Annotated in this window: 22 protein-coding genes, 1 pseudogene and 1 riboswitch; of the genes and pseudogenes, 12 read left to right on the top strand and 11 right to left on the bottom strand. The window is 59.7% G+C overall.

Annotated elements, in window-relative coordinates; genetic code table 11:
- Positions 1-17: 17 nt before the first annotated feature.
- Together AC30D7_RS07330 and AC30D7_RS07325 are read right to left on the bottom strand one after the other, a co-directional pair.
- Positions 18-1700 (bottom strand): fatty acid--CoA ligase, encoded by a 1683-nt coding sequence (locus AC30D7_RS07330; RefSeq protein WP_490133582.1) that lies wholly within the window; start codon positions 1698-1700, stop codon positions 18-20.
- Between the two features lie 147 nt (positions 1701-1847).
- The gene (locus AC30D7_RS07325; protein WP_490133581.1) at positions 1848-3032 is read right to left on the bottom strand and encodes an MFS transporter; all 1185 of its coding nucleotides are present in this window, start codon (positions 3030-3032) and stop codon (positions 1848-1850) included.
- A gap of 84 nt (positions 3033-3116) precedes the next feature.
- Here AC30D7_RS07325 and AC30D7_RS07320 point away from each other — a divergent pair, with 84 nt between their 5' ends.
- On the top strand, positions 3117-3887 hold the full coding sequence (locus AC30D7_RS07320; protein WP_019582368.1) for an AraC family transcriptional regulator: 771 nt from the start codon (positions 3117-3119) through the stop codon (positions 3885-3887).
- Between the two features lie 13 nt (positions 3888-3900).
- Here the strand turns inward: AC30D7_RS07320 and AC30D7_RS07315 are convergent, their stop codons facing one another.
- Positions 3901-4530, bottom strand: a complete 630-nt coding sequence (locus AC30D7_RS07315) for a LysE family translocator (protein ID WP_019582369.1) — start codon at positions 4528-4530, stop codon at positions 3901-3903.
- A gap of 91 nt (positions 4531-4621) precedes the next feature.
- Between AC30D7_RS07315 and AC30D7_RS07310 the strand changes: the two genes are divergently transcribed.
- The 3 genes from AC30D7_RS07310 (at position 4622) to AC30D7_RS07300 (ending at position 7469) form a co-directional block, all read left to right on the top strand.
- On the top strand, positions 4622-5587 hold the full coding sequence (locus tag AC30D7_RS07310) for a 2-hydroxyacid dehydrogenase (RefSeq protein ID WP_490133580.1): 966 nt from the start codon (positions 4622-4624) through the stop codon (positions 5585-5587).
- A gap of 32 nt (positions 5588-5619) precedes the next feature.
- On the top strand, positions 5620-6618 hold the full coding sequence (locus AC30D7_RS07305) for a methyltransferase (protein ID WP_019582371.1): 999 nt from the start codon (positions 5620-5622) through the stop codon (positions 6616-6618).
- A gap of 50 nt (positions 6619-6668) precedes the next feature.
- A riboswitch (yybP-ykoY riboswitch) is annotated at positions 6669-6793 on the top strand.
- Positions 6794-6884: 91 nt separating this feature from the next.
- Positions 6885-7469, top strand: a complete 585-nt coding sequence (locus AC30D7_RS07300) for a TMEM165/GDT1 family protein (protein ID WP_026286682.1) — start codon at positions 6885-6887, stop codon at positions 7467-7469.
- Positions 7470-7549: 80 nt separating this feature from the next.
- Here AC30D7_RS07300 and AC30D7_RS07295 read toward each other — a convergent pair whose 3' ends face one another.
- Positions 7550-8368, bottom strand: coding sequence for a M48 family metallopeptidase (locus tag AC30D7_RS07295; protein WP_490133579.1), 819 nt, complete (start codon positions 8366-8368; stop codon positions 7550-7552).
- Positions 8369-8642: 274 nt separating this feature from the next.
- Here AC30D7_RS07295 and AC30D7_RS07290 point away from each other — a divergent pair.
- Positions 8643-9929: pseudogene (locus AC30D7_RS07290) on the top strand (methyl-accepting chemotaxis protein); the annotation flags it as partial.
- Between the two features lie 12 nt (positions 9930-9941).
- A complete protein-coding gene (locus AC30D7_RS07285) occupies positions 9942-10784 on the top strand; it encodes a methyl-accepting chemotaxis protein (protein ID WP_370695251.1) in 843 nt (280 codons plus the stop codon).
- Positions 10785-10889: 105 nt separating this feature from the next.
- Here the strand turns inward: AC30D7_RS07285 and AC30D7_RS07280 are convergent, their stop codons facing one another.
- The 3 genes from AC30D7_RS07280 to AC30D7_RS07270 are packed head-to-tail and all read right to left on the bottom strand — an operon-like array spanning position 10890 to position 12004.
- Positions 10890-11513, bottom strand: a complete 624-nt coding sequence (locus AC30D7_RS07280) for an SOS response-associated peptidase (protein WP_490133578.1) — start codon at positions 11511-11513, stop codon at positions 10890-10892.
- 35 nt (positions 11514-11548) lie between these two features.
- The gene (locus AC30D7_RS07275) at positions 11549-11809 is read right to left on the bottom strand and encodes a putative signal transducing protein (RefSeq protein ID WP_490133577.1); all 261 of its coding nucleotides are present in this window, start codon (positions 11807-11809) and stop codon (positions 11549-11551) included.
- Positions 11810-11821: 12 nt separating this feature from the next.
- Positions 11822-12004 carry a CPXCG motif-containing cysteine-rich protein gene (locus AC30D7_RS07270; protein ID WP_490133576.1) on the bottom strand — a complete coding sequence of 61 codons (183 nt, stop codon included), beginning with the start codon at positions 12002-12004 and terminating at the stop codon, positions 11822-11824.
- 138 nt (positions 12005-12142) lie between these two features.
- Here AC30D7_RS07270 and AC30D7_RS07265 point away from each other — a divergent pair, with 138 nt between their 5' ends.
- Complete coding sequence (locus AC30D7_RS07265) at positions 12143-13309, top strand: 1-acyl-sn-glycerol-3-phosphate acyltransferase (protein ID WP_490133575.1); 1167 nt, start codon at positions 12143-12145, stop codon at positions 13307-13309.
- A 229-nt stretch (positions 13310-13538) separates the two neighbouring features.
- On the opposite strand, the gene AC30D7_RS07260 is transcribed toward AC30D7_RS07265, so the two are convergent.
- A complete protein-coding gene (locus AC30D7_RS07260) occupies positions 13539-13817 on the bottom strand; it encodes a hypothetical protein (protein WP_490133574.1) in 279 nt (92 codons plus the stop codon).
- A gap of 194 nt (positions 13818-14011) precedes the next feature.
- Between AC30D7_RS07260 and AC30D7_RS07255 the strand changes: the two genes are divergently transcribed.
- Both AC30D7_RS07255 and AC30D7_RS07250 read left to right on the top strand, forming a co-directional pair.
- Positions 14012-14218 carry a hypothetical protein gene (locus tag AC30D7_RS07255; protein WP_007939788.1) on the top strand — a complete coding sequence of 69 codons (207 nt, stop codon included), beginning with the start codon at positions 14012-14014 and terminating at the stop codon, positions 14216-14218.
- A gap of 328 nt (positions 14219-14546) precedes the next feature.
- Positions 14547-14924, top strand: a complete 378-nt coding sequence (locus AC30D7_RS07250) for a DUF6124 family protein (RefSeq protein ID WP_490133573.1) — start codon at positions 14547-14549, stop codon at positions 14922-14924.
- Between the two features lie 300 nt (positions 14925-15224).
- On the opposite strand, the gene AC30D7_RS07245 is transcribed toward AC30D7_RS07250, so the two are convergent.
- The gene (locus tag AC30D7_RS07245; protein ID WP_105347963.1) at positions 15225-15809 is read right to left on the bottom strand and encodes a YajG family lipoprotein; all 585 of its coding nucleotides are present in this window, start codon (positions 15807-15809) and stop codon (positions 15225-15227) included.
- Positions 15810-15993: 184 nt separating this feature from the next.
- On the opposite strand from AC30D7_RS07245, the gene AC30D7_RS07240 reads away from it, so the two are divergent.
- Both AC30D7_RS07240 and mqo read left to right on the top strand, forming a co-directional pair.
- Positions 15994-16227 carry a hypothetical protein gene (locus tag AC30D7_RS07240; RefSeq protein ID WP_430954189.1) on the top strand — a complete coding sequence of 78 codons (234 nt, stop codon included), beginning with the start codon at positions 15994-15996 and terminating at the stop codon, positions 16225-16227.
- Positions 16228-16967: 740 nt separating this feature from the next.
- A complete protein-coding gene (gene mqo, locus AC30D7_RS07235) occupies positions 16968-18476 on the top strand; it encodes a malate dehydrogenase (quinone) (protein WP_490133572.1) in 1509 nt (502 codons plus the stop codon).
- A 155-nt stretch (positions 18477-18631) separates the two neighbouring features.
- Here the strand turns inward: mqo and AC30D7_RS07230 are convergent, their stop codons facing one another.
- Positions 18632-18919 (bottom strand): PA4642 family protein, encoded by a 288-nt coding sequence (locus tag AC30D7_RS07230; RefSeq protein WP_007939783.1) that lies wholly within the window; start codon positions 18917-18919, stop codon positions 18632-18634.
- Between the two features lie 63 nt (positions 18920-18982).
- Positions 18983-19468, bottom strand: a complete 486-nt coding sequence (locus AC30D7_RS07225; protein WP_490133571.1) for a hypothetical protein — start codon at positions 19466-19468, stop codon at positions 18983-18985.
- Between the two features lie 151 nt (positions 19469-19619).
- Between AC30D7_RS07225 and dauA the strand changes: the two genes are divergently transcribed.
- Positions 19620-21341, top strand: coding sequence for a C4-dicarboxylic acid transporter DauA (gene dauA / locus AC30D7_RS07220; RefSeq protein WP_490133570.1), 1722 nt, complete (start codon positions 19620-19622; stop codon positions 21339-21341).
- Positions 21342-21368 lie beyond the last annotated feature (27 nt).

Genomic DNA, 21368 nt, shown 5'->3' with positions numbered 1-21368 from the left:
AGCACGCCAGATGACGCTTAAAGCGTCGAGAGGAAGGTGCTGTTGTTGGCCTGCCATTCGGTGATGTCGACGCGGATACGCTTCTTGTCGAGCTTGCCGACGCTGGTCTTGGGAATTTCAGTAACAATGGCGATCTGACTCGGAATAGCCCACTTGCTCAGGTGCCCCTGTTCAACGTACGGCTTGAGGTGCTCCTTGAGTTCCCTGGCTCCGATCTGCTGCCCCTCACGAACCACCAGTAGCGCGAACGGTCGCTCGCCCCACTGCGGATCGGCGATGCCCACCACTGCTACTTCGCGTACCGCAGGGTGGCGGCTGATCAGGTCTTCCAGGTCCAGGGAAGAAATCCACTCGCCGCCGGTCTTGATCACATCCTTGATCCGGTCGCGAATGTCGATAACGCCCATGCTGTCCAGGGTCGCCACGTCGCCGGTGTGCAGCCAACCCCCGGCCCAGAGCTCAGCGCCCTTCTGCGGCTCGTTGTAATAACCCTCAGTGAGCCAGGGTGCACGCAGCACCAGTTCGCCCTGGGTCTCGCCATCGGCAGGCAGGAAGTTGCCGTCGGTATCGACGATTGCCGCCTCGACCAACGGCCCAGGCACACCGGCCTTGATCCGGTAGGTGGTGCGTTCGTCTTCGGTGCCAGCCATCAGCTCATCGTTGAGGTGGGCGCAGGAGACCAGTGGCCCGGTTTCCGACATGCCGTAAGCGGCGGTCAATTGAATGCCCTTGGCCTTGGCGGCGTCGTACAGTGCATGGTTGAGCGCACTGCCGCCGATGACGATTTTCCAGCCACCGAAATCGACGTTTTGCGCCGCCTTGGCATTGAGGACCATTTGCAGAATGGTCGGCACGCAGTGGGAAAAGCTCACCTTCTCCTTGCGCCACAGCTCCACCAGATACTCGGGGTCGTAACGGCCCGGATAAACCTGCTTGAGCCCGAGCATGGTCGCCACATACGGCAAGCCCCAGGCATGCACATGGAACATCGGGGTGATCGGCATGTACACGTCGTTGGTGCCCAACAGCCGCACGCTGTCGATGGCGCCCATGATGGTCGACACGCCCATGGTATGCAGCACCAGTTGCCGATGGGTGAAATACACGCCTTTGGGGTTACCGGTGGTGCCGGTGGTGTAGAACGTGGTGGCCACCGAGTTTTCGTCGAAGTCCTGGAAGTCGTACTGCGGGCTCGCCGCGGCCAGCAACTGCTCGTACTCACCGACAAGGTTCGGCAACTCGGCAGTCTTTTCCGGCAAGTCGGTCAGCAGCAGGGTTTTCTCCACCGTGGTCAGGTGCCCGGCAATCGCCTTGTACAAACCGACGAACTCGCTGTTGACCAGCACGAAGCGGTCCTCGGCATGGTTCATGGTGTAGAGAATCTGTTCCGGCGAAAGGCGCACGTTGATGGTGTGGATCACCGCGCCGATCATCGGGATGGCAAACATGCACTCCAGGTAGCGATGGCTGTCCCAGTCCATCACCGCCACGGTATCCCCGGCCTTCACGCCGGCTTCTGTCAGCACATTGGCGAGCCGTGCGACCCGCTCGATCAGGGTCGGATAGCTGTAGCGCAACTGATCGCGATAGATGATCTCCCGAGTTTTTTCGTAACGGGCGCCGGATATCAGCAGCCGTTTAATCAACAACGGATACTGGTAAGCGCCCTCGGCTGGAGGAATAACGCGAGTCTGCAACATAAGAGTCCCTTTTTGACTGCACAGTCTTGGCTGCTAAAGCTAAGCACTCTAGAGGCCTTGAACGCCAGCCAAATCAGCCAAAGGTATGATTTGCAGAGCCGTACAAATGCTAGCTTTGCGCCAGCATTTGCGAGAGTTCGTCAGCCGTTACGCCATTTTTCCTACGGCAGCCTCGGCTGGTGTCCGGGGGAAAACCATTGCAGCCACGAAGGTCAACGCCGCAATACTCGCCAATATCAGGTAAAGGCCTACAAAACCTTGGCGCGGTTCGACGAACGAAATCAGCGGAATCGCGGTAGCACTGGCACCGAACGATAAACAGTAACGCAGCGCGAAGACTCGGGATTGCCATTGCGGCGCGACAAAGTTGGCGACCATCGCATCATTCACCGTGACCTGGCCAAACACCACGAACATGAACGCCGCACCCAGCACGATCACGGCCCAGCAGTCGACATAGGCCAACCCGAACAACAGTGGCGCCTGGCACAGCGTCAACACTATGAACGGCCATTTCAGACTGCAACGATGCAAGACCCGGCCGATGCTCAACTGCGCCACGGCGCCGAAGGCATACGCCAGGCTGACTACGACACCAAGGATTTGCGGTGAAGTAAACAAATCGTGCAGGCGTTCCTGAAACAGTTTCGGATAGGTCATGGTCGTGGCGTTGAACACCACACCGCCGGTCGCGGTGGCCAAGGCCAGTACGCCGAACACCATGACCATGGAAATCCGCTGGCCAGCCGCATCTTTGAGCGGTGTGTGCGCACGCTTGGGGATCGGTTCTTCGCGCACCTGAAACGCGAAACCGATGCCCAGCCCAATCGCCACCACGCCAGGCAAAACGAACGCCGAACGCCAGCCGAGTTGCGCCACCAGCAACCCGGTGATCAGCGCCGAAAACGCCACGCCAAGGTTGCCCCACATGCCGTTGATACCGATTTCACGGCCCCGGTTCTGCGCGTAAGCCACCAGCATCGCGGTGCCCACCGGGTGATAGATCGCGGCGAAAATACCGATCAGCGTCAGGCCGAGTACCAGCATCGGTGCGCTGCTGCTCACGCCGGTAAAGATCGCCGAAGCGCCAATGCCGAAAAAAAACACCAGCATCATTTTCCGTCGGCTCCAGCGATCCCCCAGCCAGCCGGCCGGCAGCGAACAGGCGCCAAAGGCAATAAAACCACCGAGAGACAGGCCGATCAGCACGGCGTAGTCCTGCGCGAAGGCCTGGGTCATGCCGAGAACGGCGGCGGGGAAAATCAGCATGAACATGTGATCGATCACATGAGCTGCGTTGATATAGCGGAGGACATTTCTGGACTGGTTCATCGCGGCACGCTTACGTTGTAGTGAGCGGCTTATGCTAAGTTGGCGAAAAAGAGTAATTCTGACAACAAAGTCATTGGATCTGACATGTTAATCAGCCATTTCCTGCACGGGCCGGTCAGCGCCTATCCGCGAGATTACGTGGACGGTGCTCACCAGGAACTGCATCAACACCGCGAAGCACAGTTGCTGTACGCCGTTTGCGGCACCATGCGAGTGGTCACTGCGCAAGGTGCCTGGGTCATTCCACCAACCCGAGCCGTGTGGATTCCACCATTGGTGGCGCATGAAATTTTCATGTCGGGCGAGGTGCGCATGCGTTCGCTGTTCATTGCCCCCGAACTGTCGCCGCCAACGCTGCAACAGTGCTGCGTGCTGGCCGTCACGCCGCTGCTGCGCGAGCTGATCCTGCGCGCGGTGCAAGGTCCGCGACACGCGAAAAACTCATTGATTCAGCGGCTGATGCTGGAAGAAATCGCCAGCCTGGAAAACCTTCCGCTACACATTCCAATGCCCGAAGATCGACGCCTGCTGGGCATCTGCCTGGCGCTGATGCGCGCACCGGAGCACTCCAACACCCTGGAAGACTGGGCACAGCAGGTCGGCGCCAGTTCTCGAACTTTGGCGCGGCTGTTCCAGCAGCAACTGAAGATGAATTTCAATGCCTGGCGCCAGCAACTGCGCCTGATGGAAGCCCTGCCGCGTCTGCTCGCCGGGGAAAGCGTGCAGAGCGTGGCGCGCGATCTGGGCTACGGCAGTGCTCGGGCGTTCAGCGCAATGTTTCGCCGTTTGCTCGGGGAAAACCCTCGGGAATACCTGAACGCGCTGAACAAATTGAGCGAACTCAATCCCCCATAGACGCTCAGCACTGTCAATGCATCTCGGTGAACGCGAGTTTCACGCCGATGGCGATCAGCACCGCGCCCATGGTCCGGTCGAACCAGTGGCCCATGCGGGCGAAACCGGCGCGCACGCGTTGTTGACTGAACAGCATCGCCACCAGGCAAAACCAGAGCGCCGTTGCCGCTGCCAGATAGATCCCGTAACCGGCCTGTACCGCCAGCGGCGTGTGCGGGTTGATCACCACGGTGAACAGCGACAGGAAAAACAGCGTGGCTTTCGGGTTCAGGCCATTGGTCACGAACCCCGCAGTGAAGGCGCCCCGCGCGGTGCGCTCACCCGCTTCCTGGTGCAGATCGTCAGCCGCAGGTTTGGCCGGTTGCGCGCGCAGGGCCTTGTAGCCGATGTACAGCAGGTACGCAGCAGCGGCCCATTTCAAGGCGTTGAACAGCACGATCGACTGAGACACGATCAGCCCGATCCCCAGCAGCGAATAGCCGACGTGCAGGAAAATCGCCGAACCGACGCCCAGCGCCGTCCAGGTCCCGGCACGGCGACCGTGAGTCACGCTCTCTCGCACCACCACGGCGAAATCCGGGCCTGGGCTTGCAACAGCCAGCAGGTGAATCAGCGCAACGGTCAAGAATTCTGTCCAGTACATGGGGGCTCCTTTTGGCCAAGCGTAACTGCTTGTTTCATCTGGTAGGCTCGGCAGATTACGCCTTCAGTTCAACGCACAAAAGGTACAGTTGATGACGAACTCTCGCCGCGCCGTTTTCCTCGACCATCCGTCCCTGGACCTCGGCGATCTCGACCTCAGCCCACTACGCGAGTGCTTCAGCGACTTGCAACTGTTCGCCCAGACCACGCCTGATCAAGTGATCGAACGCCTCCAAGGCGCCACTGTCGCCATCACCAATAAAATCCTGATCGATGCGGCGGCCATGGCGGCCAGTCCCGAGTTGAAGTTGATTCTAATCACTGCCACTGGCACCAACAACGTCGACCTTGCTGCAGCCCGCACCCACGGGATTACCGTTTGCAATTGCCAGGGTTACGGCACGCCGTCGGTGGCTCAGCACACAATCATGTTGTTGCTGAACCTGGCGACGCGCCTGGGCGACTATCAAAAAGCTGTCGCCGAAGGTCGCTGGCAACAGGCGAAACAGTTCTGCCTGCTGGATTACCCGATCGTCGAACTCGAAGGTAAAACCCTCGGTTTGCTCGGCCACGGTGAACTGGGCGGTGCCGTCGCGCGGCTGGCAGAAGCGTTCGGCATGCGCGTCTTGCTGGGGCAGATTCCGGGCCGCCCTGCCCGCCCGGATCGCTTGCCGCTGGACGAACTGCTGCCGCAAATCGACGCCCTGACCCTGCATTGCCCGCTCAACGAACACACCCGACACTTCATCGGTGCCCGTGAACTGGCCTCGATGAAGCCCGGTGCTTTCGTGGTCAACACCGCGCGCGGTGGCTTGATCGACGAACAAGCATTGGCCGACGCCCTGCGCAACGGCCACTTGGGCGGCGCGGCCACCGACGTGTTGAGTGTCGAACCACCGACTGCGGGCAATCCGCTGCTGGCCCAGGACATTCCACGGCTGATCGTCACCCCGCACAACGCCTGGGGTAGCCGCGAGGCGCGGCAGCGAATCGTTGGCCAGTTGACGGAAAACGCTCAGGCTTACTTCAGCGGTAAAGCGCTGCGGGTCGTCAGTTGATAAACTGCGGCACTTTTTTCAAGGAGCAGAGTATGGATCCGCGCAGTGAAGTACTGCTTCGTCAGGCCGAGTTGTTCCAGGGTTCGGTGCTGCTGGCCGGTTTGCCCGCCGACGACTTGCTGGGTCGCCTGCCCGATGCCCACGGCTGGTGCTGGCACGCCGGCGATCAAGCAGCACTGGACGCCCGTTTCGCCGAGCGCAGCCATTTTGGCGTGAATGCGCCCGAGCGCGAATTCGACAGCGCCGTGGTGTTTCTGCCCAAGTCCAAGGACCTGACCGACTATATCCTCAACGCCCTCGCCTCTCGTCTGGCCGGTCGTGAGTTGTATCTGGTCGGCGAAAAACGCAGCGGCATCGAAGGCGCGGCCAAGCAGCTGAACCCCTTCGGCAAACCACGCAAGCTCGACAGTGCGCGGCATTGCCAGCTCTGGCAGGTCACCGTGGCCAATGCGCCAGAAGCCAAATCGCTGGAAAGCCTGGCCCAGACCTATGAACTGCCATTAGCCGAAGGGCCGTTGAAAGTCATCAGCCTGCCGGGCGTGTTCAGCCATGGTCGACTGGATCGCGGCAGTGCCCTGTTGCTGGAGCATCTGGACAAACTGCCTAGCGGCCACTTGCTGGACTTCGGTTGCGGCGCAGGCGTGTTGGGGGCGGCGGTCAAGCGACGTTACCCGCACAACCAGGTCACCCTGCTCGATGTCGACGCGTTTGCCGCCGCCAGCAGTCGCCTGACCCTGGCCGCCAACGGTCTGGAAGCGGAAGTGCTGACCGGTGACGGCATCGACGCAGCGCCCATGGGCTTGAGCGCGATTCTGAGTAATCCACCGTTCCATGTCGGCGTACACACCGACTACTTCGCCACAGAGAACTTGCTGCGAAAAGCCGCTAAACATCTGAAAAATGGCGGCGAATTGCGCTTGGTAGCAAACAGTTTCCTGAAGTATCAGCCGCTGATCGAAGAGCACTTGGGCGCGTGTGCGATCAAGGCTGAAGGACAGGGTTTTAGAATCTACCGGGCCAAGCGCGGCTGAAACGCTTTTGAAAAAGAGGGCTTGCCCAATCGGATTTGCCTAGGCAGAATCCGCTCCGTCCTAGGGGAGTAGTCTCCCACGAGCGCCATGCTCGTCCGGCATACGTCAACATACTTGGTCCTCAGACCATGGCGTATGCGACCCACGCGTCCGCATCAGACGGATCGCAGGGTTTGACAAGACCTATGACACGAACACCTTACCCGGGGCGGGAAGGCTGTACGTGTCATAGCCGTGTCGACCCGCCCCTTAGGAAAACCCTGATGATGCTGGACTCTCTACTCGTTCCCACCGCAATCGTTGCCTTGGCCGAAATCGGCGACAAGACGCAGCTGCTCGCGCTCATTCTCGCCGCTCGCTTTCGCAAACCCTGGCCGATCATTGCCGGCATCGTCGCCGCGACCCTGGCCAACCACGCGGCAGCGGGTGCGGTAGGCGCCTGGTTCGGCAGTTTCTTCTCGAATGCGACGCTGCACTGGATCCTAGCCGCGAGCTTCGCCGCCACCGCGTTATGGACCCTGGTGCCGGATAAAATGGACGAAGACGAAGCCAGCACCGCCCGCAAGTTCGGACCGTTCCTGACCACGCTGATTGCGTTCTTCCTCGCGGAGATGGGCGACAAGACTCAGGTCGCGACCGTGATGCTCGCCGCGCAATACCCGGATCTGTGGCTGGTGATCCTCGGCACCACCGCCGGGATGTTGATTGCCAACGTGCCGGTGGTACTGGCGGGCAACTTTGCGGCGGAAAAACTGCCGCTGACTTTGATCCGTCGCCTGGCGGCGTCGGCATTCTTCATTCTGGCGATTGTCGCGGTGTACAAGGCGATGCAGAGCAGTGGCTGGGTTTAACCCTGGATCTGGTGAGTAACAGATTGTGGCGAGGGGGCGTTCCGAAAAGCCCCCTCGCCACAAGCCTCAGTACATGACGATCAGGATTTCCTGGCTCTCTCGTACAACGGCATGACTTTCGGAATCGCCGCCTGCAACGACGCAATCCGACTGGCCGACGCCGGGTGAGTGCTCAAGAACTCTGGCGGCGCGCCTTCCGAGGCTTTGCTCATTTTGTTCCACAGGGTGATCGCGGAATTCGGGTTGTAACCGGCGCGGGCGGCCAGCTCGAGGCCGATCAAGTCAGCTTCGTTTTCGTTCTCGCGACTGTTGGGCAAGGTCATGCCGTATTTGGCCACGGTGTCCGCCAGGGCCAGGCTGTCCTGCCCCAGACCGAGCAGCGCACCGGCGCCCTGCTTGGCCATTTCGATACCGTAAGCCTTGGACATCGCTTCACGACCGTGCTCGCGCAAGGCGTGAGCGATTTCATGGCCGATGATGGCGGCGATTTCGTCATCGGTGAGTTGCAGAGTGTCGATCAGCCCGCTGTAGAAAATGATTTTACCGCCTGGCCCGCAGGAGGCATTCAGCTCGTCGCTCTTGATCAGGTTCACTTCCCATTGCCACTGGGCCGAATCCGGACGGAACACCGGTGCCTGGGCAATCAGGCGATTGGAGATGGCCTGGACGCGCTTCGCGTCATTACTGGATTTGTCCAGCACGCCTTTGGTGCTCGCCTCCCCGATAGTCTGTTGATAAGACTGGGCGTACATCTGGTTGACCTCGGAGGTCGACAACATACTGAACATGTATTGCGTGCGCTCAACGCCCACGGCGCCACCGCTGGTGGTGTTGACCGACTGACAACCGGCAAGCAGCAGACTTGCACTCAGTGCACACAAAACCAATGTCTTACTCATCAAGAAGCTCCCTGGAAACATGCCGCGTATCCTAGGTGGGGATTTGTATCGGCGCTAGATACAACGGACGTGTAGCACGTACATTTCAGACAAAGCCCCGATCACCGTAGGAAAAAATTCACACAACAGCGTCCGCCGCGGCTGATCACGGCCAGCAATGATTCATTTACGACATCCAGCACTCTAAAACAGCCAATTCGTTACACCTTGCTCATGACCCACCGCCCCAGTGCCGATACAGCTCTGCAGACGTCCTCTTGCGTGCGGAGCACCCATGAAATTCAAGTCGATCCAGTTTTCCGTTGCCGCCCTGGCCGGCGCCATTGTGCTCAGCGTTGTCGCAGCCCTGGTGCTGTACGCGCTGTTTTCCGGCGCCCGGACCCAAGACATGGTCCAGCAACGGACTCAGGCGCAGTTCGAGCAAGTCATCGAACAGCGCCTGACGTCGCTGGCGCAAACCCAGGTCAGCCAGATCCAGCGCGAACTCGAAGCGCCGCTGCTGATTGCCGGCGGTCTGGTGCGGGTCAACGCATTGATCGGCACACCGGGCGCCGACGGCCAGCCGCAACTGAGCCTGAGCCGTGAGCAACTGATCAGCCTGATCAAGGAAAACGTCGCCCGGAACCCGAAAATTCTCGGCACCTACATTGGGTGGGAAAAAAACGCCTTCGACCACAAGGATGCGGCCTACGTCGACACCAAAGTAGTCGGCATCGACGCCAGTAACGGGCGCTTCCTGCCGTGGTGGTTCCGTAACGAAGACGGCAGCCTGGGCCTGGACAAACTGGTGGACGTCGACGACCAGAAAACCTTGTCCACCGGTGTGCGCGCCAGCGAGTACTACCTGTGCTCCAAGGAAACCAAAAAATCCTGCGTGATCGATCCGGCGCCCTACAAGGTCGGCGACAAGATCGTCATGCTCGCGTCCTTCATTGAACCGATCATGCTCAACGGCGCGTTCCAGGGCATTGTCGGCGCCGATCTGTCGGTGAACTTCATCCAGGAAATGCTCCTGGGGGCGAATCAGAAACTGTACAGCGGCGCCGGGGAAATGGCCCTGATCGGCGGTAACGGCCGAATCGTCGCCTACACCAAAGACCCGAGCAAATTCGGCGAAAAAGTCAGCGACATCCTCGACAGCAAGCAGATTGCCAACATGGCCAATCTCAAGCGCGGCGAAGTGACTTACACCGTCGACAAGGCCCAGGGCCGGATCGAGTTGTACCTGCCCTTCGGCATCGGCCAGACCGACGCCCACTGGACCTTGATGCTGCAACTGCCGCTGAACGCGGTGATGGCCGACCTGCAAAAACTTCAAGGTGACCTGGACGCACAGCGCAAGTCCGACACCTTTGGCATGGCCATGGTCGGCTTGCTGATCGCCGGCATTGGTTTGTTGGTGATCTGGCTGGTGGGCCACGGCATTGCCCGGCCGCTGAAGCAGATGGTGACCATGCTCGATGACATCGCCCAGGGCGAAGGCGACCTGACCCGCCGTCTGACCAGCGACCGCAGCGACGAACTGGGCTCGATCGCCAAGGGCTTCAACACGTTCCTGGCCAAGTTGCAGGCGATGATTACTCAAGTGGTGACGTCGGTGCAGAGCGTCAGCGATTCGTCGGAACACACTGCGGACATCGCCATTCGCACCAACATTGGTGTGCACAAACAAATGGCCGAGATCGATCAGGTCGCCACCGCCGTACACGAAATGACCGCCACCGCCCAGGACGTGGCACGCAACGCCACCCAGGCCGCGCAAGCTGCCAGTCATGCAGATCAGGCGGCGGCGCAAGGCATGCAAATCGTCCGGGATACGTCGAATTCGATTGGTGTGTTGGCCATCGAAATCGGCAAAGCCGTCGGCGTGGTGCAGACCCTGGCCAAGGACAGCGAAAACATCAATGCGATCCTGACGGCCATTCGCGGCATCGCCGAGCAGACCAACCTGCTGGCCTTGAATGCGGCCATCGAAGCGGCGCGAGCCGGTGAACAGGGCCGGGGTTTTGCGGTGGTGGCCGATGAAGTGCGCAACCTGGCGCAGAAAACCCAGAAGGCCACGGAAGAAATCCAGACCATGATCCAGCAACTGCAACAAGGCACCCGCGATGTGGTGCGGGTCATGGAAGACAGTCAGAACCGCACCGACGAAAGCGTGCAGCACGCGGCGAAAGCGGCTGAAGCGCTGGAAACCATTACGCAGGCGGTGTCGGTGATCAACGACATGAACACCCAGATCGCCAGCGCGGCCGAGGAACAGAGCGCGGTGGCCGACGACATCAACCGTAACGTGATCAACATCGGGCAAGTGGCCAATGAAGTGGCCGGTGGAGCGGATGAATCGAGCGCGGCCAGTGCGGATCTGACCAAGTTGGCGGAACAGCAGCGGCGGTTGATCAATCAGTTCAAGGTTTGATCCGAAGGCCCCATCGCGGGCAAGCCCGCTCCCACAGGTTTTGTGAACGCCATAAATCCCTGTGGGAGCGGGCTTGCCCGCGATGACGTCAGCCCGGACAACTCATCAACCCGGCGTCAAACACTCCGGTCCATTGAGTTTCGGATCATTCACCATGTTCGCCAGCACCCGCTCGCGCAGCGCCGCGGGTTCGCTGGCCAGCAGAGCCTGCAAGGCATGCAATGGAGTGTCGGGGTTGAGCCAGGCCTCCTGCCCCTCCGCATCGAGAATCAACGGCCGACGCTGACTCGAGGCTGGCTGAGTGATCACCGCCGTACTCAGCCATACCTGCTCCTGTACCGGGTACGCCTCCCAGATCGCCGCGAAGTACAGCGCCGAGCCCTCCCCCGGGGTCAACCAGTACGGACGTTTGCGCGTCGTGCCGCGCCACTCGTAAAAACCATTGGCCGGCAACAGACAGCGGCGCAGGCGCAAGGCTTCGCGAAACATCGGCTGTTCGGCAACGGTTTCGGCGCGGGCATGGGCCGGCGTGCGGGACAGGTCGGTCAGCCACGGCGGCGTCAGACCCCAGCGGGCGCGGGCCAACTCACGCTGCCCGTCTGCACCGGCACGCAGCATCAACACCGAATCGTTGGGAGAAATATTCCACTGGGCCTGCTGATCGGCGGGGAATCCGGGCAGAGCCGCGAAGTCGCGGTTCCAGCGAAACAGGGCATAACGTCCACACATGGGGCAATACGACTCTTGATCAAACGAACGTCAGCCTAACAGACCAGCGTGCCGGGAAAACTGTCCGGTTCATCGCCGGACAACGGCAGCGCGGCATTGTACGCGGCGATCAACTCCCGGGCGTATTGCGCCTGGTCGTTATCGACCGATAACCCCAGCAGGCCGAATATCGGCAATTCCCCGGTGCCGCCAATCAGATCCCGGCCTGCCAGATGCGCCTCGATGCCTTCACTGGCCAGCATGCTTAGCAGCAATTCGCCTTCCATCAGGCTTTCCGGCTCGTAGATACGCTGCATGGGTGAACCCCTTCATTCGTTTTCGCTGTAGACGTCGAGGTACCATTCCTCGCCGTGAACCTGCAAGACAAAGGTAATGGGACGACAACACACCGGACAATCCTCGATATAGGTCTGATCACCGCCGGACAAGTCCAGAACAGCCTCAACCTCTTCACCGCAATACGGACATTCATACTGCGCAGTTTCCAGCATCGCGGTCTCCCAGGTGACTTGTGCGTATAATCGCCGGTCTATTTGCAGGGCTATTTTCGTCTGACTACCTTTCAGACCATGCCCCGTTGGTTTTCGATCAAAACTTTTACTTACCCTAGCCGTTTCTAACAAGAGAGCATGATGGGCGAATTCGATGCCATCCGACCTTACGACGACAGCGAAGTCCCGGCAGTGCTGGCACGGCTGCTCGGCGACAAGGCGTTTCTAGATATCCTCACCCACTTCCGCTTCCCGCGTTTTGCCGGTGCCTTCGGCTGGATGCTCAAACCTCTTATAGCGCATCGGCTACGCCGTGAGTTCGCCGGCGTCACGTCGGTGGCCACGTTGCAGGACAAAGTCGAGTTTTACGTCGACCACACCATCGAGCGCGCCACGGACGGGGTGACCTACACCGGCGTGGAACAATTCAAGTCCGGCAGCGCCTACCTGTTCATCGCCAACCACCGCGACATCGTGATGGACCCGGCCTTCGTCAACTACGCCGTGTACCACGCCGGCCTGCCGACCCCACGCATCGCCATTGGCGACAACCTGCTGCAGAAGCCTTTTGTCAGCGACCTGATGCGCCTGAACAAGAGCTTCATCGTGCACCGTTCGATCACTGGTCGACGCGAGAAAATGGCGGCGTATCAATTGTTGTCGGCCTACATCAATCACTCGATCCGCAACGATTGCGCCTCGATCTGGATTGCTCAGGCTGAAGGCCGGGCCAAGGACGGCGACGACCGCACCGAGTCGGCGATCCTCAAGATGTTCCACATGAGCCGCAAGGACGAGCCGTTCGGCGAAGTCATCCGTTCGCTGAACCTCACCCCGGTGTCGATCAGCTACGAATACGACCCCTGCGACCAGGCCAAGGCCCGCGAGCTGTACATCCGCGCCACTACGGGCACCTACACCAAGGTACCGGGCGAGGATGACGTGAGCATCGCCAAGGGAATCACCGGTTACAAGGGGCGCGTCCACGTGAACTTCGCCGCGCCCATCACCGAACTGTTCGAAGACACCAAACAATTGGCGATCGAAATGGACAAGCAGATTCTGGGCGGTTACCGGTTATTCCCGGTGCATTACCTGGCGTATGCGCAGTGGAAAGACGCCGACCCGCAATTGCAGGTGCCGAAAGCGGCCGAGCTGTTTGCGGCAGATGAACTGGCCAAGGCTCAGGAAGAATGGCAGCGTCGGCTGGAAGCTTGCCCTGAGGAACATCGTCCGTTTCTGGTGCTGCAATATGCGACGCCGGTGCGCAATCAGTATCGGGTCAAGGCCGGGTTGCCTCTTTAGGGTAATGGCTGGATACGACAACGGCGCCTTCGGGCGCCGTTTTTTTTGTCTTGATGCAGCAGGTCAGTCACTGTAACTGTGGCGAGGGAGCTTGCTCCCGCTGGGCTGCGAAGCGGCCCCAAATGCAGCCATCCCCACTGTGTCAGACACACTGCGAGCATTGGCTTTACGACTGCTGCGCAGCCGAGCGGGAGCAGACTCCCTCGCCACAGGGTCTTGTGTCAGGACTTCAGACGCGAGTACTGACCCACGACACCAGCAACGCCATCCCAAGACAGGCGAAACCGAAGCGATAGAAAAACCGGTTCATGCGCAAAGTCGCCCAATCGAGCATTGGCTCTTCGCTGGGCCGACTCTGGCGCTGGGCTTCGATACTGGCCATCGCGCGTTGCTCACGACGACGGGTGGCATGCAGCAACCAGCCGCCCGGGCAGGCGAACAGCAAGGCCAGCAGATTGATCAATTTGGCGGGATGAGCGGTAAAGAGCGAAATCAATTGCAGCGACATCACAAACCTCAGGCAGAACCAGTGTGGCAGGCGCCCAACCGACGACCGCGGCGCGAATTCTACCGAAAGCGCTCCAGTCTGCGCCGGCTTTCCGACAAATAACGAAACCATTTAGCCGATAGCTGTCCTGTGTCACCGTGCCGTCATTTTAATCCGCCAGTCTGTCGCCCCTCGAAACCGACACGGACCGCGTCATGCTCCACGCCGAAAACCAGGACCGCCTCTACCTCATTGCCCAAAGCGACGAACAACAAACCTTAGTCGGCAGCCTCGCCTTCAACGTACAGGACCGGCATTGGCTGGTGTATTGCGCGTTGGGCGGGCATCAACATGCGGACTTGCCGGAGACGGATTTGCTGACGGGGGTAAGTGTTCTGGATTTTTATTCGGAGGCAGCTTGAGCGTCCTACAAACGCAGTGATTGAAAGGGAAGATTCCGACAGGTTTTGAAGGTTGTCGCTCGGAAATGGGGTGGATAGGCTTTAGGGGTCGCTGCACATCAGCGACCGGGCGTCGCAGTCCGTTCAGTTCAGCTCATTTGGTGCATAATCGCCGACCCCAACCGGAGCGCTTCGGTGCTAATCGTTTGGTTTAATGGTGGCTGTGCGCGGGATACCTTCGGGTATGCCGGGTTTCCGAATGGCTCGGTCTGCGACCCCGCGTACAGCTGCCTCCTTCAATCGCGTCGCAGCGATCGTGGCAGCTAAACCTTTCATTCGGAGCGTCACCATGTTCAAAGAAACACCGAATCCGCCCGAAGCGGACAGCACTTCCCCTTACGAATCCCTCGATTCAAAAAAACTCCACGACGCCGCTAACCGCGCGCTCGATCACTACCTCAACCCATCCGCCCTCAAATCCCCCGTGACCCGCAAGCCGAGCACGATGTACATGGTTGCGCCGGATATCAAAGACGAAGACCTGTTGGCCCACACCTGTGAATCATTGGCCCAGGCCAGTGTGATGGCGAGTGATTTTGCGGGGTATCTGGAAGGGCCGCACCGGCACACAGCGATGGCGATTCAACAGATCGTCATGCTGGCGGAACTGGCGGTGAATCGGATGCTGGATAACGTGGGCGTGCCAAAACCTGCGCCACACAGCTGATCCCCCTGTGGGAGCGACCTGTGGCGAGGGGGCTTGCCCCCGTTGGGCTACGAAGTAGCCCCAAAATATCTGATGTACCAAAGATCTTGTGAGTGCTACGCACTCAAACGGGGCGATGCGGCGTTCCGACAAGCCCCCTCGCCACAGTCTCGCCCCTACAGTTGAACCGTGTGCATCTGCGAGGGATTGGTTGGCTGTCAGTCCGCCATCGCGGGCAAGCCCGCTCCCACAGTGGAACGGCGCACACAAAAAACCCGGTGCCATCGCTGACACCGGGTTCTTTATAAAAACCGCAAACCGTTACTCGGCAAGCACCTGACCAATCGTCGGGTCCTTGAACAAGCGGGTCAACGCATCACTCAGCACATCACTGACCAGCTTGGTATTGGTTTCCTGATTCGGCGCCATGCCAAAACGCTGATCCAGCGACGCGCCGTAGCGACCGCTGTAACGACGGTTGGCATTCTGCACATCGGAACGGAACGTCGCGCCAATTGTTGCTTCAGTCACATACAAACCTTCTTTGGGCGACTGATACTTCAGCTCAGCCAGGGTCACCGTCAATTGCGGCGCATTCAGCGCATTGGCCGTCGGCGTGAAGCCCAGCAACCGCACGGCTGCCTCAGCCTGAGCCTGCAGCTTCGGCAGAATCTGCGCGCCCTGCACCGTGATCGCACTGGTCTCCGGGTACAGGCCGCCACGGGTCCCAAGGGTTGGCGATGGACGACCGTCCACCACACGCACCACCACCGGCTGACCATGGCCGACCGGCGCCAGCTGAGCCGTCAGCTTGGGTTCCGGGTTCAGTTGTTGCGGGCTGTGGGCGCAGCCGACGAGGGTCAAACTGGTCACAGTGATCAAACCGAACAACAGGCGTTGCAACATGCTCTTCTCTCCAGAATCAGGCACTAACAGTGCCTGCAGTATAGCGGTGCGCCACTGCGGCGAACTAGCTTCGCGCAATGATTACTGCAATCTCTGACAGACCCGGCGCAACGCGGTTCCTGTCACACATTTGTCACCACCCGCGGGCAACCTTTGTGGCAGTCATCCCACACGGTACGTTGCCATGCGTTTTCTGATTTCGATGTTCGCACCACGCCCGCTGCACCGCAGCTTCGCCCTGCTCGACCGTAATGGTCACTGCCAGGCCTTCAAGCAGTGCAGCCTCCAGCCCATGGGTGATGGCTGGGTCGAAATCGAAGAAATTCGCCTCAATTGGCTGCACCAGCCCCTGCCCGCCAGTGCCCGTATCAGCCAGCACCCGCCACGTGCACGCGCACAGCAACTTCTGACCACCTGACCGGACGCCTAATAAAAGTCATTAAACACGACCATTTCCCTGCGTTTCTTCGTTACAATCTCCCCCCGATTATAAGGACGTCTCCTGATCGGGCCTCGCAGCATCGTTCAATGCCCCGGTATTGACACCCCGAACCGCCCACAGAGAGCCGCCCACACAGATCGAGTGAAGCTGGCGAGCTTGCTGTTTCTCAAGCAAACCCCCCACTTTTCGCGAATCTGCAGAGCTGTCATTACGCTCGGTCACTGAGCTGTTTGCCCGTTTTGCCTGTCATGTATCCCATGGCGGCAATCCCTTCGGGCACGGTGCCAGGCTGGGACAGCCCTTTTTTGAGGTTCACGTCTTCAAAAGAGCGTGAAAAAAACGGGTTTTCACAACTTCACAAGAGTGTGGCGAGCAAATGAATAGTTTTGCGTCTGAACATGCACCATTAGCGTCTACAACAGCCCAACGACACAGGACCGAGTACTCCTCGAACACCGGAGCCTGAAGCCTGTCCGCTACGGATTTGGTTGCACAAACGGATGTCTCGACCATAAGTCGAATTGCCAGCCGCGTGCCGAAATGAGTTCATGTGACTCTTGAAGCCAGGCCGCATGCATCCGTCGAAGTTGCGAAAAATTGCGAAGATTCGGACATGGCGATCCTGGCCATGGGTACCTGGGGCATCACTGACACGCCCCGTCACTCCTGGCAGCTATGCCGACAATTTGGTGCTGCAGATTTTGGAGACGCGTTAAATGGCGCATAACGAAGCAGTCGACGTAGTACTGGTTGGGGCCGGCATCATGAGTGCCACCCTTGCGGTACTGCTCAAAGAGCTCGACCCGGCGATCAAGCTGGAAGTCGTCGAGCTGATGGATTCCGGTGCCGCGGAGAGTTCCAATCCGTGGAACAACGCCGGTACCGGTCACGCCGGGCTGTGTGAGCTGAACTACACGCCGCAGGCCGCTGACGGCACCGTCGACATCAAGAAAGCCGTGCACATCAACACCCAGTTCGAGGTGTCGAAGCAGTTCTGGTCGTACCTGACCAAGAAAGGCACCTTCGGTTCGTGCAAATCATTCATCAGCCCGGTGCCGCACCTGAGCTTCGTGCAGGGTGAGAGCGGCGTGTCCTTCCTCAAGGAACGCTTCAAGACCTTGAGCAAGCACCATGCCTTCTCGGACATGGAATACACCGAAGACAAAGCCAAGATGGCCGAGTGGATGCCGCTGATGATGCCGGGCCGTCCGGCTGACGAAGTCCTCGCCGCCACCCGCGTGATGAACGGCACCGACGTCAACTTCGGCGCCCTGACCAACCAACTGCTCAAGCACCTGACCAGCGCGCCCGATGCCCAGGTCAAGTACTGCAAGCGCGTCACCGGCCTGAAGCGTAACAACGGCGGCTGGACCGTCAGCATCAAGGACGTCAACAGCGGCAATACCCGCGAAGTCGACGCCAAATTCGTCTTCCTCGGCGCTGGCGGCGCAGCACTGCCGTTGCTGCAAGCGTCGGGCATCGAAGAAAGCAAAGGCTTCGGCGGCTTCCCGATCAGCGGCCAGTGGCTGCGTTGCGACAACCCGGAAGTGGTCAAACACCACCAGGCCAAGGTCTACAGCCAGGCCGCGGTCGGTTCGCCACCGATGTCCGTGCCGCACCTGGACACCCGAGTGGTCGATGGCAAGAAGTCCCTGCTGTTTGGACCTTATGCCGGTTTCACCACCAAGTTCCTCAAGCACGGTTCGTTCATGGACCTGCCGATGTCGGTCCGCGCCGGTAACATCGGCCCAATGCTGGCCGTGGCCAAAAACAACATGGACCTGACCAAGTATCTGGTCAGCGAAGTGATGCAGTCGATGGAGCAGCGTCTGGAATCCCTGCGTCGTTTCTATCCTGAAGCGAAAGCCGAAGACTGGCGCCTGGAAGTGGCCGGCCAACGGGTGCAGATCATCAAGAAAGACCCGAAGAAAGGCGGCGTTCTGCAGTTCGGTACCGAACTGGTCGCGGCCAAGGACGGTTCCCTTGCCGCTCTGCTCGGCGCCTCGCCAGGCGCCTCGGTGACCGTGTCGATCATGCTGGAACTGATCGAGAAGTGCTTCTCGAACAAGGCCAAGGGCGAGTGGGCTGCCAAACTGGCGGAAATCTTCCCGGCTCGGGAGAAAGTCCTGGAAACCGACGCTGCGCTGTATCGCAAGATCAATGCGCAGAACAACGTCGCACTGGAACTGGTTGAAGCAAGCAGCGAAACCCAAAGCTACGCTTGATTGAGCCGCATAAAAAACGCCCCGTCCTCATTGAGGGCGGGGCGTTTTTTTATGCCGTTAAAGGATCGCAGCCTCGCTTCGCTCGACAGCTCCTACAAATGGATTGCTACACCTGTAGGAGCTGTCGAGCGAAGCGAGGCTGCGATCTTTTGATCTTAACCGCGAGCCTTGTCGATCAGTTCGATGTACTCGGCCGCGTTGCGCTGATCCTGGATCAGGGCCACGAAGTTGTTGCCGTGCTCATCCTTGCCGTCCAGATCGTAGCCGGCTTCGACAAAGAACGTCAGAAAACGCTCGAAGTCATCGATGCGCAGGCCGCGGTATGCCTTGATCAGTTTGTGCAGCGACGGTGAAGTGGCGTCGACCGGCTCGAAATCGAGGAACAGTTTGATCTGCGCATCGCCGATCTCGTCACCAATCACTTGCTTCTTATCTTTACGCATTGCCGACTCCAGCTCGCAGACATTTCACAGGGCGGGCAGTTTACCCCTGCCTTGATGCCGGGCTCAACGCGGACGAACGCTGCCGGTGTGCAGATCGGCCCAGATATGGCCATTGGCGTAACTCAGGAACTGGCAATACACCGTTTCGTTGCGCAACAAGTCGATCACCACCCGGTACTGGGCCAACGGGTAATAGAGCGTCAATGTTTTACTTTTGTTGTCGTAGATCGGCTTTTTCAGGCTTTTGCTTTCGCCATCGAAGTTGACCAGCACCTGGCTGATGGTCGCGCCCTTGTTCAAGGGTTTGCCCTTGAGGCGGATCAGCAACGGTGAGGTGACCGGAATCGGTTGTTGGTTGGACTGACGCTGGCTACCGAGGACCACCGAATATTCGGTGACCTGCAACAGTTGTTGCTGCTCGGGTTCCGCTTCACGCAGAGTCAAGTCGTCCGGGGGCAGAAACTGCACGTGCATCGGTGCCGGGGCGGCGGCCAGGGGCAGGCTGAAGACCAACAACAGAGCGGCGCAGCTGCGGATCAAAAGACTCATGACAGGCTCCAGGGACGAGGCCGAGCACTCTAGCATGATGATCTATCGAGCGAATAACCGATCCAGATCAATACTCCGGAAGACAAGGCTGGCCATACTGAAAGAGCTTTCAGCCCTGTTTCGGCGGTGCGCCGCCTACTGTGGAGTCCCCATGTCCTTCTCCATTCCCCCATTATTCGCCGCCTGGCGTCAGACCTTGCGTGCAGGTTACAGCCTCAGACGCTTGCGCGGCGACATCAGTGCCGGGGTGACGGTAGGAATAATCGCCATTCCCTTGGCCATGGCCCTGGCGATAGCGGTGGGAGTAGCGCCCCAGCAAGGTTTGTATACGGTGCTGATCGCGGCCCCGCTGATCGCCCTGACGGGAGGCTCGCGCTTCAATGTCAGCGGGCCGACAGCCGCGTTCGTGGTGATACTGCTGCCGATCACCCAACAATATGGCCTGGGTGGCCTGCTGCTTTGCACCATGCTTGCCGGGGCAATCCTGATTGCCTTGGGGCTGATTCGGGCCGGACGGCTGATTCAGTACATTCCTTATCCGGTGACCCTGGGCTTTACCGCCGGGATCGGCATTGTCATCGCCACCCTCCAGCTAAAGGATTTGCTGGGCTTGAGTACCACCGGGCACGCTGAGCATTACATTGAACAATTAGGTGTGCTGCTCCAGGCATTACCCACTGCTCGCCTGGGGGACGGGATTATCGGCGTCATGTGCCTGGTGGTTCTGATCGTCTGGCCGCGCTTTGTGCCACGGATTCCGGGGCATCTGGTGGCACTGGCCGTCGGCGCATTATTGGGGCTGGCGCTGGAAGGCGGCGGGTTGCCGATTGCGACGCTGGGCGAGCGCTTCAGCTATATCGTCGATGGCGTCAGCCACCCCGGCATTCCGCCGTTTCTGCCGAGCTTCGACTGGCCGTGGAATCTGCCGGGGCCCAATGGCCAGCCGCTGCATTTGTCTTACGACCTGATCCGCCAACTAATGGCGCCCGCCTTCGCCATTGCCATGCTCGGCGCCATCGAATCGTTGTTGTGCGCAGTAGTGGCCGATGGCATGACAGGCAGCAAACATGACCCCAACGCCGAACTCCTGGGCCAGGGCATTGGTAACCTGGTCGCGCCGCTGTTCGGCGGCATTACCGCCACCGCGGCGATTGCCCGCAGCGCCACCAACGTGCGCAGCGGAGCATTTTCGCCATTGGCGGCAATTATCCACAGCGCGGTGGTGCTGCTGGCGATACTCGTCCTCGCCCCGCTGTTCAGCTACTTGCCAATGGCCGCACTGGCGGCATTACTCGTGATGGTGGCGTGGAACATGAGCGAGGCCCGGCATGTCGTGCACACCTTGCGCATCGCACCACGCAGCGATGTGCTGGTCTTGCTGACCTGTCTGAGTCTGACAGTGCTGTTCGACATGGTCCTGGCCGTAGCCGTTGGGCTGTTGCTGGCCGCCGGGTTGTTCATCAAGCGCATGAGCGACCTTACGGACACCGCCGAATTGCCTCGAGAGTTCCATCAAGCCTTGCAGGATATGCCGGAGCATGTTCGTTGCTATGCGATTCGCGGGCCGTTGTTTTTCGGCGCGGCGGAAAAAGCCTTGGGTGTGCTGCGCAAATTCAGCCCCGAGGTCAAAGTGGTGATCGTCGAGATGAGTGCCGTGCCCATGCTGGACATGACAGCGCTGGCGGCCTTCGACAATATCCTCAGGGATTACCGCACCGACGGCATCGGTCTGATTCTGGTCGGGACGGCTGCGCGAGTACGTTTGAAACTCAGGCGCGCGGGCATCCATCGGGAACAGCGCCAGTTGGCTTACGTGAACAACCTGGAACAGGCTCGGCGCAAAAGCGAACGCTGGCTCGCCAGACAGGACTGAATGCGCAGTTCAAGTGAACTGCGCACG

It is taken from the genome of Pseudomonas sp. DF5, assembly GCF_058148225.1.
The sequence above is the reverse complement of the archived record's forward strand: the minus strand, read 5'-3'. Positions and strand labels throughout refer to the sequence as shown.

Bases quoted from the DNA above. Each gene is read 5' to 3' on its own strand.
- AC30D7_RS07295 (WP_490133579.1), bottom strand. From the start codon at position 8,368: ATGAGTAAGACATTGGTTTTGTGTGCACTGAGTGCAAGTCTGCTGCTT.
- AC30D7_RS07270 (WP_490133576.1), bottom strand. From the start codon at position 12,004: ATGCTGGAAACTGCGCAGTATGAATGTCCGTATTGCGGTGAAGAGGTT.
- AC30D7_RS07315 (WP_019582369.1), bottom strand. From the start codon at position 4,530: ATGTACTGGACAGAATTCTTGACCGTTGCGCTGATTCACCTGCTGGCT.
- AC30D7_RS07255 (WP_007939788.1), top strand. From the start codon at position 14,012: ATGCTCCACGCCGAAAACCAGGACCGCCTCTACCTCATTGCCCAAAGC.
- AC30D7_RS07285 (WP_370695251.1), top strand. From the start codon at position 9,942: ATGATTACTCAAGTGGTGACGTCGGTGCAGAGCGTCAGCGATTCGTCG.
- AC30D7_RS07265 (WP_490133575.1), top strand. From the start codon at position 12,143: ATGATGGGCGAATTCGATGCCATCCGACCTTACGACGACAGCGAAGTC.
- AC30D7_RS07330 (WP_490133582.1), bottom strand. From the start codon at position 1,700: ATGTTGCAGACTCGCGTTATTCCTCCAGCCGAGGGCGCTTACCAGTAT.
- AC30D7_RS07260 (WP_490133574.1), bottom strand. From the start codon at position 13,817: ATGTCGCTGCAATTGATTTCGCTCTTTACCGCTCATCCCGCCAAATTG.
- AC30D7_RS07305 (WP_019582371.1), top strand. From the start codon at position 5,620: ATGGATCCGCGCAGTGAAGTACTGCTTCGTCAGGCCGAGTTGTTCCAG.
- AC30D7_RS07275 (WP_490133577.1), bottom strand. From the start codon at position 11,809: ATGCAGCGTATCTACGAGCCGGAAAGCCTGATGGAAGGCGAATTGCTG.
- mqo (WP_490133572.1), top strand. From the start codon at position 16,968: ATGGCGCATAACGAAGCAGTCGACGTAGTACTGGTTGGGGCCGGCATC.
- AC30D7_RS07230 (WP_007939783.1), bottom strand. From the start codon at position 18,919: ATGCGTAAAGATAAGAAGCAAGTGATTGGTGACGAGATCGGCGATGCG.
- AC30D7_RS07325 (WP_490133581.1), bottom strand. From the start codon at position 3,032: ATGAACCAGTCCAGAAATGTCCTCCGCTATATCAACGCAGCTCATGTG.
- AC30D7_RS07245 (WP_105347963.1), bottom strand. From the start codon at position 15,809: ATGTTGCAACGCCTGTTGTTCGGTTTGATCACTGTGACCAGTTTGACC.
- AC30D7_RS07310 (WP_490133580.1), top strand. From the start codon at position 4,622: ATGACGAACTCTCGCCGCGCCGTTTTCCTCGACCATCCGTCCCTGGAC.
- AC30D7_RS07300 (WP_026286682.1), top strand. From the start codon at position 6,885: ATGCTGGACTCTCTACTCGTTCCCACCGCAATCGTTGCCTTGGCCGAA.
- AC30D7_RS07225 (WP_490133571.1), bottom strand. From the start codon at position 19,468: ATGAGTCTTTTGATCCGCAGCTGCGCCGCTCTGTTGTTGGTCTTCAGC.
- AC30D7_RS07250 (WP_490133573.1), top strand. From the start codon at position 14,547: ATGTTCAAAGAAACACCGAATCCGCCCGAAGCGGACAGCACTTCCCCT.
- AC30D7_RS07280 (WP_490133578.1), bottom strand. From the start codon at position 11,513: ATGTGTGGACGTTATGCCCTGTTTCGCTGGAACCGCGACTTCGCGGCT.
- AC30D7_RS07240 (WP_430954189.1), top strand. From the start codon at position 15,994: ATGCGTTTTCTGATTTCGATGTTCGCACCACGCCCGCTGCACCGCAGC.
- dauA (WP_490133570.1), top strand. From the start codon at position 19,620: ATGTCCTTCTCCATTCCCCCATTATTCGCCGCCTGGCGTCAGACCTTG.
- AC30D7_RS07320 (WP_019582368.1), top strand. From the start codon at position 3,117: ATGTTAATCAGCCATTTCCTGCACGGGCCGGTCAGCGCCTATCCGCGA.